This is a genomic window from Bacillus sp. SRB_8, from assembly GCF_003264205.1.
GTDB classification, from domain to species: Bacteria; Bacillota; Bacilli; order Bacillales; family Bacillaceae_G; genus Bacillus_A; species Bacillus_A mycoides.
This window is the reverse complement of record NZ_NADT01000021.1, coordinates 25,032-34,576: the sequence shown is the minus strand read 5'-3', so window position 1 is coordinate 34,576 and position 9,545 is coordinate 25,032. Positions and strand designations below refer to the sequence as shown.

Genomic DNA, 9,545 nt, shown 5'->3' with positions numbered 1-9,545 from the left:
CACCAGGTGGAGAGACAGAAACACCAGGTGGAGAGACAGAAACACCAGGTGGAGAGACAGAAACACCAGGTGGAGAGACAGAAACACCAGGTGGAGAGACAGAAAAGCCAGGTGAAGGAATAGAAAAGCCAGGTGAAGGAACAGAAACACCAGGTGGAGGAATAGAAAAACCAGGTGGGGAAACAGGAACACCAGGTGAAGGAATAGAAAAGCCAGGTGAAGGAACAGAAAGCCCAGGCGAAGAAGTAGAAAAGCCTAACTTACCAGAAAAAGAACAAGGCGGTTCTAATAATCAAAAACTTCCAGCTACAGGGCATAATACGGATTACCTTCCATTTATAGGTGTAATTCTGGTGTTATTAGGAATACGTTTAAGATTTATGATTAAAAATAGCTAATAGGTTTATAAAAGGCATAAGAGAAATGTTATCTCTTATGCCTTTAAGTTTTTAATAGACGAAATAAGGTAAAACCTTCTGTATTGACCTTCAAACGCCCTTCAAGTAAACTAAAGAGAGTTTGCAAATGAAAAGGTGATAATGTTGTTAATTTCAATTAAAACGTTACAAGATGATCGTTTTTTACGTCCGCTACAAAATATTGGCGGTTTATTTTTTGAAGAGAGCACGATAGGGTTTGAGAAAGAAGAAGCAAATCTTATCGTTGATATACAGATAGAAGGTAATGTGACAGCATCGGCTCGTTTAACAGATGTTGCAACCGGAAATGTATATGAAGAAACATTCGCGAAAGATTTATCTGCTTTCACAGAAGAAAAAGAACGTATGAAGCAAGTGAAACATGTTGTTTCTTACGTATATCTTTCTGTACTTCAACAGCTAACTGGACTTGAACAGAGCTGGGGAATATTAACTGGGGTACGACCAACGAAACTTCTTCACAAACTGCTTCAAAATGGTATGTCAAAAGAAGAAGCGCATAAAGAACTTCGTGAAAGTTATTTAATTCATGAAGAGAAAATTGAACTTCTTCAGCGTATTGTTGATTGCCAATTAGCGGTTGTTCCGGATTTATACCGTTTGAAAGAAGAAGTAAGTATTTACATCGGTATTCCGTTTTGTCCTACAAAATGTGCGTACTGTACGTTCCCAGCTTATGCAATTAACGGACGCCAAGGATCAGTTGATTCGTTCTTAGGCGGGTTACATTATGAAGTTCGTGAAATTGGTAAGTTTTTAAAAGAAAAAGGTGTTACAGTTACGACGATTTATTACGGCGGCGGTACACCGACGAGTATTACAGCAGAAGAGATGGATATGTTGTATGAAGAAATGTACCAAGCTTTCCCTGATGTGAAAGATGTACGTGAAGTAACAGTTGAGGCAGGTCGCCCAGATACGATCACACCAGCAAAGCTAGAAGTGTTAAATAAATGGAATATTGACCGTATTAGTATTAATCCGCAGTCATACCACCAAGAAACACTAAAAGCAATTGGACGTCATCACACTGTAGAAGAAACGATTGAGAAGTATCATTTAGCACGTGAAATGGGAATGAACAATATTAATATGGATTTAATTATTGGTCTTCCTGGTGAAGGATTAGACATCTTCAAGCACACGTTAGATGAAACAGAAAAGTTAATGCCAGAATCGTTAACAGTTCATACGTTATCATTTAAACGTGCTTCTGAAATGACGCAAAACAAACGTAAATATAAAGTAGCAGGTCGCGAAGAAATTACTGCGATGATGCATGAGGCGGAAGAGTGGACGAAGAACCATAATTACGTGCCATACTATTTATATCGTCAAAAAAATATTTTAGGTAACTTAGAAAACGTTGGGTATGCAATACCGACGCAAGAAAGTATCTACAATATTGTTATTATGGAAGAAGTACAATCGATTATCGGACTTGGTTGCGGGGCATCAAGTAAATTTGTTCACCCACAAACAGGAGCAATTACACACTTTGCGAATCCGAAAGATCCAAAATCATATAACGATGGCTTCGTGAAATATACAGAAGATAAACTGAAAATTTTAGAAGAGCTATTCGTGTAAGAAGAAGGGGGTTGTTCCGATTTGGAACAGCCTCTTTTTATAGTGTCAGTTTTTGTCGGTAAGTCGATATATTCGAAAAATAGCTGATATAAATTGAGTTGCGTTCGATATATTCAAAAAATCGCCGATATAATTTCATTTACCATCAAACGGTCCATATGTAAAACTATGTCGATAATAATCAGAAAAATTAGTCAGATTATTAGAGGACAATGTCTACTTATAGACGAAATGATAGATTTATGAAAGAGAAAAGGGGGAAATTGTTGGCATGTACATGACGATAGGGAGAATTTTTGATTTGACAGTTGGCAAGTATCCGAATAAAGAGGCGTTAGTAGAACCAGAAAAAAATATTCGTTGGACATATAAACAGTGGGATGAGCAAATAAATAAAACGGCGCAAGCTCTATTGAAAGAAGGAGTAAGAAAGGGAGATTGTGTATCTGTTTACCTATATAACTGTCGTGAATTTGTAAACGTTTACTTAGCCTGTGCGAAAATTGGCGCGATCTTCAATCCAATTAATTTCCGCTTAAAAGCAAAAGAATTATCGTATATCCTCCAAGATGCAGCCTCGAAAGTAGTTGTCTTTGAAAAAGCAGTCGAATCAACAGTTGCTATGATTGAACGAGATTTTCCAAATTCGTCTTTTTGGTACGTGGAAGACGATGCACCTTCCTATGCTAGTTCTTACCATGAAAAAGTAAATGAAGCATCAGCTGAAAAAGTAGATATTGTAGTCGATGAAATGGATTTTTGTTCTATGCTTTATACGAGCGGAACGACGGGTCATCCGAAAGGCGTACTACATCGCCATCGTGATATGGCTGAGCATAGTATGATTTGTACGTATTTCATAAAATATAATAGGGATAGCGCCGGGCTTGTGGTAGCACCTTTATATCATTGCGGCGAGTTAAATGCTGGAATTATACCGCGCATTCAAGTTGGCGGAAAGAATGTTATTTTACATCATTTTGATACGGATAGAGTATTACATACCATTCAAGAAGAGAAGATTACGACGTTTTTTGCAGCACCGACGATGTGGAATATGTTACTGCAAAAAGATCTAACTAAGTATGATTTAACTTCAATGAAAATCGGTGTATACGGCGGAGCTGCAATGGCACCGGCGCTAGTGAAGGAATGTAAAGAGCGCCTTTATATTGATCTTGTTCAAATTTACGGAATGACAGAAATGGGACCAGTTGTTGCGTTTCTCGTAGAAGAGGATCAAATTACGAAAGCTGGTTCAGCAGGAACACCGTGCTTTAGCCATGAAATTCGAATTGTGAAACCGAACGAAGATGGACCAGCAGAGCCAGATGATACGTTGCCTCCTTATGAAGTAGGGGAAATTATTTTGCGCGGTCCAACTATGATGGCTGGTTATCATAATCGAGAAGAAGCAAATGCAAAATCGATGTATAAAGGCTGGTATCATTCTGGTGATTTAGGATACTTCGATAAAGACGGCTATTTATTCGTTGCAGACCGCGTTGATGATATGGTAATTAGCGGTGGCGTAAATATTTACCCTCGCGAAATTGAAGATTTTCTTCATAGTCACCCTGGTGTATTAGATGTTGCAGTACTTGGTGAGCCAGATGAACTATGGGGAGAGCGTGTCGTGGCTGTTGTTGTAAAGAAAGATGAAGCGATTACAGAAGAAGATTTGGAAATATATTGTAAAGAAAGTGATGAATTAGCAGACTATAAACGTCCACGTCACTATTTATTTGTGGATGAACTGCCTCGTAATGCGAGTGGAAAATTACAAAAATTTGTCCTGAGAGAGTCGTTGAAAGGCGCGAAAAAATAGGGAGCTATCTTTACAAATAAGATTATCTTTCTTAATAAGGAAATAGTGTCAAGCTCTTGTGTTTTTAGTTTGAGAACGGGCTGTATATAAAAAGTGGAGACTATGTGTCCCCGCTTTTTATTATTCTTGTACGCATATAAGTTTGTTGATGAAAGATTTAATTTATACCTTTTAAAATCACATGCTTTATTTTTTTGCGAAATCGAGTGATTAGCGTAATGATAATAATACCGAAGATAATTTTCCAAATGTGTTGTTCAAGTACGATGAATATATCTTCTAAGTTTTCCCCTAACCAGTAACCACCGATTAAGAAGAATGATACCCAAAATAGGGCACCTGAATAAATTGTCATCGCAAAGCGGCGAAACGGTAAGTTGATAATTCCTGCAAAGTATCCTGTAAAGTGGCGGACGCCTGGAATGAAAAAGGCGATAAAGATTAGAAAATATCCGTATTTATCAAACCACATTTTCGTTAAATTAATTTTTCGTTCTGTTAAAAATACATATTTCCCGTATTTCTGAATGAAAGGCATGCCAAGTTTATTTCCTAAAAAGTATTGGAATGTCATACCTACGCTTGTCCCAATAAAGGATAAAATAATTAAAATTGGTAAACTTAAATCACCTTGATGTGATAAAAATCCTGCATAGGCTAATGTTGGCTCTCCTGGAAACGGAAGAGCAATATATTCTAAAAGTAATCCAATAAGTACTACATAATACCCATATTGCTGAAATAATTCGTGAATCCATTCCATGTTGTGCGCTCCTTTTTAAATTGAAGTTGTTACACATCTTCCTCTTTCTCACGATAATCGAACTGAAACAATAGTAGTAGAAGAGTTTGGCTGGAGGATTTAAGCTAGTATGATTTTTTGACAACCACTCGTGAGTGATATCATACTTAATATAGCTCTTTGCTAATTAGCAAAGAGCATTGAAGTGTAAATGTTACTATTAGTTAAAGTTATAGCGGTACAAAAATATGTTGAAATCTTCTTCTTTTGGTCCAAAATTAACTGCTTTTTCTTGTATACGTTGGAAGTTTTGTCTGTCATAAAATTCATAGTTGCATTCATTATCTGTATATAAATATAAAGATGTCACTTCTTCTTTTGTCATGTATTGGAATAAATGATTTAATAAAGATTTCCCAACTCCAAGACCTCTAGATTCTTCGGATACGATGAATAATTGTATACAGCCTTGAAAATGATCTTCTTTTCCTTGAATTAGTTCTTTATATGTTTTTTGAACCTTTATAAATGCTTTTAAAAACTCTCTATTCTCTTTATTCGTCATGAATAGTTTCAGCGTGTTAAAGGAAAAGCTAACAGTATTATGGAATCTCTTTAAACGGTTTTTATCTTTTTTGGAATCGCCTAAAATGACACCGATAATTTCATTATCTTTTTCAGCTACCTTACTAAAGGAGCTTCCTAAAATGCAACTGTGTAGGTAGAAGTTTAATATTGAATTTAAAAATTTTTTATCTGTAATGAATTCATTAAATCCAAATGCCTCACCAATTAAATGTTTTATAGGCTCATAGTCTTCTTTGACAAGATTTCTATATTTTACTGTGTTCATAATTGTATACTCCCTTTATTAATGTAAATGACTTATTATAAATAGTAATGTCTCCTCTAAGGGTAGAGTCAATAGTTGCATGCGAAAAAATAAAAAGGAAGAGATTCAGGTGAAAACATTATTTTCTATTGGAGAAGTTGCAAAAATAAAGGATATTACGATAAAAGCGTTAAGGTACTATCATAAGATGGGGATTCTTATTCCAAAACATGTTGATGAATCAACAGGATATAGATATTATTCTATAGATCAATTCATTCACATTGATATTATAAAAAGCTGTAGAGAGTTGAACACCAGTATAGTAGAACTTCAAGAGATTTTTAAGGAATGTGATATGGATAAATTGCTGCAATTTTTACAATTAAAGAGAGAGGAAGCGGAAGAGCATATAAAGAAAATGAAAGAGGTAATTGAAACGATTGATGGGTTAAATGAGAAAGTAGGGAGTTCACAGGAAATATTAAAAGGTGATGAAGTGTGTATTCAGTTCTTTGAGCAGCGGAATGTGATTGTAGCGCCATGCAAAGAAGTGGGGAGTTTACAAGAGTTACTGTATTATTCTAATTTAGAGAAAATCATTCAAGAGTATGAAGATAAGATGTCAATGGAAATGGGTATTCTATATAATGTCAATGAAAAGTGGGATGTAGAACCAAAGTATGTTTTTAATAAAGTACAAGATCATGTACATATGGAAAAGATGCAAAATATAAAAGTATTACCGGGCGGGAAATATGTAACATTAGCGTATAGTAAAGAAAATGAGGAAGAACGTCGAAATACCATAATTAAATACATAAAAGAAAATAATATAGAAGTGGAGAGTTTTATTGAAGTGGAGTTAGTTAGTGATATTTTTAATACGGAGACGTATAGTTGTCAAATTCAAATTTTTATAGGGGATAGTGAGAATAAGAAGTTTTGATGCCATAATTTAATGGATGGAACTGCCCAAAAAGCTTAATTTCGAAATTGATTTATGTTCTTATTGGGGTAAATTGCAACAGTGCATGAAATTATATCGAACGCAACTCTACATATATCGACGTTTCGACAAAGGATATCGGCTTAACTACAAAATAAGACAATGATAGCCTACCTATTAATAAAAAGAGGGCCATCCCCAAAAAAACTGGGACGGCCCTCTTTAGTAGTAAGGAACCTATTATTTACGTGAGAAACCTTCTTCATCAAGGTATTCCGCAGCTTCTGGATAAGAGTTGAATGTACCGTCTAAGTTTACGCCAGCGTAAACGTTCCACATGTCATCCTCTTGAATAAGAGTTAGGATATGACCGTCTTCGTTACGCCATTCTTCTTCCGCAGCAGGTTCCATTGGTGCTACAATTTCCTCTTGCTCCTGTGATAGACGTTCAATTACTTTTTCAATTAATGAACGCAGTTCTTCTTCTGAAAACTCACGGATGTTAATCATACCTTTATCATCTGTTCTATAACCTTTAATGAAGTTTGCATATACAAATCCGTTTCCATTGGGGTGTAAATGATATACAACGTTCTTTTTATCTAAACGACTTTCTTCAAAGTGAAAGTTTACGCGTTTTAATGATACGTTCTTTCTTTCTAATTCCGGGAAAGATTCAATAATTGATAATTTTTCTTCAAAAGTTAGCATAGTGCCTCCAAGTATATAGTAAAAGATTTAATTTGTTCATTATAGCATAGTCAAGTTTGTTTCCAAAGGTAGATTCGTCATATTGCTGTTTTTTAGTTTGACTTGGGAAGGCTATTTGTAAATGTAGACGTTTACTTCACGAGACTGTAAAGAGTTTTTTATAAATACGCTAACGAATGATTTGTTTTAGATGTACAATGGAACGTGGACTTTATCCCGCTATTTGCGGGCTAATAATCAGTGGGGGATGAACAAAACCCCACTGATTAAAGTTTCACTTTATACGAAGGTGGTTATTTATATGTTTCAAAAAATAGCAAAGGAATGTTTAGCAGGGTTTACTGTTGCGATTGTTGCCTTGCCGCTAGCGATTGCATTTGGTATTGCTGCAACGGGAACGTCTGAGGGAGCACTTGTCGGATTGTATGGTGCAATTTTAGCAGGTTTGTTTGCGGCGTTATTTGGCGGTACACCGGGGCAAGTAACGGGTCCTACTGGGCCGATTACAGTAATTGCAACAGGCGTTATTGCAACTCACGGATTGGAAGCAAGCTTTATTGCATTTATGATGGCGGGGTTATTTCAAATTTTATTTGGTGTATGTAAGCTCGGCTCTTACGTTCGTTACATTCCGTATCCTGTTGTTTCAGGGTTTATGAATGGGATTGCACTGATTATTATTTTAGGTGAAATGAAGCACGTACAAAATAGCTTTCTGCTTGTGTTATTAACGATCATTGTAATGATTGTTTCTGGAAAATGGATTAAGGCCATTCCATCAAGTTTAGTAGCGTTAGTAGGTGTTACAGTAACGTTGCCGTTATTTTCTTCTATGCTACAAGGAATTACGGTAAACTTACCAGTTGTAGGAACTCTTTCTTTAAATAAGATGATTGAAAAAATAGGTGCAATTCCAGAGGCGATGCCATCTCTTCACGTACCGAATTTAGACGCAAATGGCATGTTAGCACTTGTATTACCAGCACTTAGTATTGCTTTACTAGGATCAATTGACTCGTTATTAACGTCTGTCGTAATGGATAATGTGACGGGGACACGTCATAAAAGTAATAAAGAGTTAATCGGACAAGGTATTGGCAATATTGCGAGTGGTTTGTTCGGTGGATTAGCAGGAGCAGGTGCAACTGTTAGATCTATCGTCAATATAAGAAGCGGGGGGAAGACGGCACTGTCGGCTTGTATGCATAGTGTCATATTATTTATTTTCATTATGGGACTCGGTTCAGTGGTACAATATATTCCGCTTGCTGTATTATCAGGTATTTTAATTTTAACTGGCATCGGGATGTTTGATTGGGAAAGCATGAAGAAAGCACATGTAGCACCAAGAGGTGATGTGATTGTTATGTTCGTGACGATGGTTGTGACAGTGAAATTCGATTTAATGGTTGCTGTTGCGTTTGGCATTATTCTTTCCTTCATTATATACATGGTGAAGTGTAAAGAACGTAAAGCTTCTATTATAAAAGAAAAAGAAGCGACGTATACGATTCAGGGACCACTTTCATTTCTATCAGTAGATCGTATTTTTGCTTCTTTACAAGATGTGAAGTCACCAGTTAGTTTGCGTATGAAAGATGTACATTATATGGATGTATCAGGAGCTATAGCGTTATTAAACTTTGTTGAGCAATCGGATAAAGCAGGAGTGAGTGTGACACTTGAACATGTACATCCGCATGTTGAAAAGACGATAGTAATGATGGCGAATGATGAGCAAAAAGAGAAACTGCAGTTTTTAAAAGTTAAGGCAATATAACAATAAGAACCTTCACATGAATTGCGTTATAGAGTGTGAAGGTTCTTATTATTTGTATATGTGCTTACTATGTATAAAATCATTATATCTAAATGTTATACGTCTGTTGATAATTGATTTTCTACACAGTGTAGTAACATCTTAGATTAGCAATGTGCTATTATAAGAAGGTATATGAATTTTGAGATTCCTTTATATTCAGAAGGAAGAGCTTTAAGCTGGAGGGAATATTTGATGTACAAACAGTTACCACATGGAGTGAAGATCGGGATTACACGATCAATTGTTGTTTCTTTTGAGAGATATATGAAAGAAATTGAATGGAATGAAGAAAAATTTGATATGCAGCAATTTGTTGAACAGTGGAAACAATATTTATACACAAAATCAACTTGGATTAATAAAGTAGATGACGAGTTGAAAGGACATCCAGATTTCCATCAAGCATTAGCGATGAAAGTAAATGAAAAAATTAATGAGCTTATTAGTGAGCAGCCGAGTGAAGAACAATTAGAGCTGTTAAACAAGAGCGAAGTAAAGCATGTAGATGAAATGTGTAAACTAGAAGCTGAGTATCATATTGAACGTTTATTAGTAACGAAGTAGATTTTACATAAAAAATAGAGCCTATCCTAAAGGTGTGATGACCATCTTTTAGGATAGGCTTTTTTGT

At 35.7% G+C, this 9,545-nt stretch carries 9 protein-coding genes; 6 read left to right on the top strand and 3 right to left on the bottom strand.

All coding sequences use genetic code 11. From position 1 onward, the window contains the following. The 3 genes from B5P40_RS20150 to B5P40_RS20140 form a co-directional block, all read left to right on the top strand. Positions 1 to 398: LPXTG cell wall anchor domain-containing protein (locus B5P40_RS20150; protein WP_142936368.1), on the top strand; the 398-nt coding region annotated here is incomplete at its 5' end. Between the two features lie 141 nt (positions 399 to 539). Beyond that, entirely contained in the window at positions 540 to 2,030 is a 1,491-nt protein-coding gene (locus B5P40_RS20145; RefSeq protein ID WP_002010930.1) for a coproporphyrinogen III oxidase, read from the top strand. Positions 2,031 to 2,301: 271 nt separating this feature from the next. Continuing rightward, positions 2,302 to 3,858: a fatty acid--CoA ligase gene (locus B5P40_RS20140; RefSeq protein WP_078176378.1), complete on the top strand. Its 1,557-nt coding sequence runs from the start codon at positions 2,302 to 2,304 to the stop codon at positions 3,856 to 3,858. A 157-nt stretch (positions 3,859 to 4,015) separates the two neighbouring features. Here B5P40_RS20140 and B5P40_RS20135 read toward each other — a convergent pair whose 3' ends face one another. Further along, positions 4,016 to 4,621: a DedA family protein gene (locus B5P40_RS20135; RefSeq protein WP_002030031.1), complete on the bottom strand. Its 606-nt coding sequence runs from the start codon at positions 4,619 to 4,621 to the stop codon at positions 4,016 to 4,018. 199 nt (positions 4,622 to 4,820) lie between these two features. After that, positions 4,821 to 5,453, bottom strand: a complete 633-nt coding sequence (locus B5P40_RS20130; RefSeq protein ID WP_078176380.1) for a GNAT family N-acetyltransferase — start codon at positions 5,451 to 5,453, stop codon at positions 4,821 to 4,823. A gap of 79 nt (positions 5,454 to 5,532) precedes the next feature. Between B5P40_RS20130 and B5P40_RS20125 the strand changes: the two genes are divergently transcribed. Then, positions 5,533 to 6,381, top strand: coding sequence for a MerR family transcriptional regulator (locus tag B5P40_RS20125; protein ID WP_078176381.1), 849 nt, complete (start codon positions 5,533 to 5,535; stop codon positions 6,379 to 6,381). A 240-nt stretch (positions 6,382 to 6,621) separates the two neighbouring features. On the opposite strand, the gene B5P40_RS20120 is transcribed toward B5P40_RS20125, so the two are convergent. After that, a complete protein-coding gene (locus B5P40_RS20120; protein ID WP_002010927.1) occupies positions 6,622 to 7,092 on the bottom strand; it encodes a hypothetical protein in 471 nt (156 codons plus the stop codon). Between the two features lie 301 nt (positions 7,093 to 7,393). On the opposite strand from B5P40_RS20120, the gene B5P40_RS20115 reads away from it, so the two are divergent. Together B5P40_RS20115 and B5P40_RS20110 are read left to right on the top strand one after the other, a co-directional pair. Next, positions 7,394 to 8,872: a SulP family inorganic anion transporter gene (locus tag B5P40_RS20115; protein WP_078176382.1), complete on the top strand. Its 1,479-nt coding sequence runs from the start codon at positions 7,394 to 7,396 to the stop codon at positions 8,870 to 8,872. 234 nt (positions 8,873 to 9,106) lie between these two features. Continuing rightward, positions 9,107 to 9,478, top strand: coding sequence for a hypothetical protein (locus B5P40_RS20110; RefSeq protein ID WP_002125538.1), 372 nt, complete (start codon positions 9,107 to 9,109; stop codon positions 9,476 to 9,478). Positions 9,479 to 9,545: the final 67 nt, after the last annotated feature.

Bases quoted from the DNA above. Each gene is read 5' to 3' on its own strand.
- B5P40_RS20145 (WP_002010930.1), top strand. From the start codon at position 540: ATGTTGTTAATTTCAATTAAAACGTTACAAGATGATCGTTTTTTACGT.
- B5P40_RS20140 (WP_078176378.1), top strand. From the start codon at position 2,302: ATGTACATGACGATAGGGAGAATTTTTGATTTGACAGTTGGCAAGTAT.
- B5P40_RS20135 (WP_002030031.1), bottom strand. From the start codon at position 4,621: ATGGAATGGATTCACGAATTATTTCAGCAATATGGGTATTATGTAGTA.
- B5P40_RS20130 (WP_078176380.1), bottom strand. From the start codon at position 5,453: ATGAACACAGTAAAATATAGAAATCTTGTCAAAGAAGACTATGAGCCT.
- B5P40_RS20125 (WP_078176381.1), top strand. From the start codon at position 5,533: ATGCGAAAAAATAAAAAGGAAGAGATTCAGGTGAAAACATTATTTTCT.
- B5P40_RS20120 (WP_002010927.1), bottom strand. From the start codon at position 7,092: ATGCTAACTTTTGAAGAAAAATTATCAATTATTGAATCTTTCCCGGAA.
- B5P40_RS20115 (WP_078176382.1), top strand. From the start codon at position 7,394: ATGTTTCAAAAAATAGCAAAGGAATGTTTAGCAGGGTTTACTGTTGCG.
- B5P40_RS20110 (WP_002125538.1), top strand. From the start codon at position 9,107: ATGTACAAACAGTTACCACATGGAGTGAAGATCGGGATTACACGATCA.